Genomic DNA, 1,575 nt, shown 5'->3' with positions numbered 1-1,575 from the left:
TTAAGTCGGGGGCTTATCTCCGTTTTTTGACGGGTCAGTCGATTTTAGATTTTAGATTTTAGATTTTAGATTTACTCGACAGACGAATCTGGGAGCTGGAACTTTAATCTAAAATCTAAAATTTTTGGTTCTCCACGACTTAAGTCGGGGGCTTATCTCCGTTTTTTGACCCGTCAAAAACATCTATTGTTGAATATCCGCTCTGCGGTTTGAACCGTGAGATTTTTGAATAAGCCGACCACCGACAACCAGTCGATCGATCGAAATTAATCGCTAAATTTGGTTCAGGCCCCGCTCCGGCGGGTTTGGCGCTAGATTTAGCCCGTGAATGTACAACAAAAAGGCTTGAAGTCTTGAACAGAAGCAAATTGCACCCAGCCCGCGTTGCTGGTTGACGAGGGCGGCGAGCGACTAAAGCGCTCGAGCCGCCGCGGCTTCCATAACAAGCGATTATAGCGTGAAAGGACACATCCCGATCGAGAGCCGAAGGTGAAATATTCCACCACGGCTTCCCTATCTTAACCATAACCCAGGATTAGCTGACTACGCTCAACCTGTAGAAGCTGAATTTCCTGCTGGCTGACTTGTTCGAGCATGAAAACAATATGTTCTGGCTTTAGCAAGTTGCCATCGCTGCGACAACTGCCGGTAAAGCGCAAAACGGCTCTACCTTCGGATGTAGTACCAGAGGCAGAGGTGCTGCTGTCTGGTTTCTGATCTACAAGTTCTAGTTTGTGCAGCCTTTCGCGCAAATTGACATCCTTCGTCTTTCCCGACTTAGTAGTATGCACCCGCCAAAAAGCCTCGGTTTCGACGATCGTCTTGACCCAAGCTTCCCAGTTGGCATCAGGAGCCACAGAGACAGGAGCAGAATTTTCATGGTCTAATTCGCCATTTTCTGTCAACGAACCCCCTAAAGCCACAGTAATCACGTACTCCGCTGCTTCTAACAACTGGTTAGCAGAAGGAGCCTTAAGATCGATCGACTCAACCTTGTAAATCGGAATATTTTCCGGCAGCTTAGCGGCCAACTTTTCCCGAAAACTCTCAATATCGATCGACTCAGTGAGCTCAAAGTCGGCAATTTCCCCAGTGCTGGTAACGCCCAGAGGCAGAGCATTTGCCAGAGAAATCCGAGGGTTCGGGTGAAACCCTCCGGTAAACGAAATCGGCAAATCGGCTCTGCGGACTACTCGATCGAACAATCGGATCAAATCCAAATGACCCACCAAAGCCATATCGCCCACCTTCCCGAACCAAACCCGAACACGCTGTTTCCGCTCCGTATTCGGCACGAACTCCCCAGCAAACTCAGGAATTGGCAGCGCATCCACAACCACATTGTGTCCGAAATCGGTGCCGCAAACCCCACAGCGCGAACACCCTTCAAAGGAACAGTCGGGAACAGTCGCTGCTTCCAAAGCCTTTTGCAAGTCAATTTTCAGCCAGTTTTTGTCGATTCCCGTATCTAAATGATCCCAAGGCAAAGGTTGATCCAGTAGGGGCGGTGTCCCCGTGCCCGCCCCCGCTGGTAGGGGCGGTGTCCCCGTGCCCGCCCCCGCTGGTAGGGGCGGT

General features: G+C 50.5%; 1 protein-coding gene. It reads right to left on the bottom strand.

Features of this window, described 5'->3' with window-relative positions:
• Window positions 1-518: 518 nt before the first annotated feature.
• Window positions 519-1,575, bottom strand: a 1,057-nt coding sequence (locus QT992_RS08005) for a TIGR03936 family radical SAM-associated protein (protein WP_333376787.1), incomplete at its 5' end; no start/stop codon positions are given.

It is taken from the genome of Microcoleus sp. T3_D1, assembly GCF_036700405.1.
In the GTDB taxonomy this organism is placed as follows: Bacteria; Cyanobacteriota; Cyanobacteriia; order Cyanobacteriales; family Microcoleaceae; genus Microcoleus.
The sequence above is the reverse complement of the archived record's forward strand: the minus strand, read 5'-3'. Positions and strand labels throughout refer to the sequence as shown.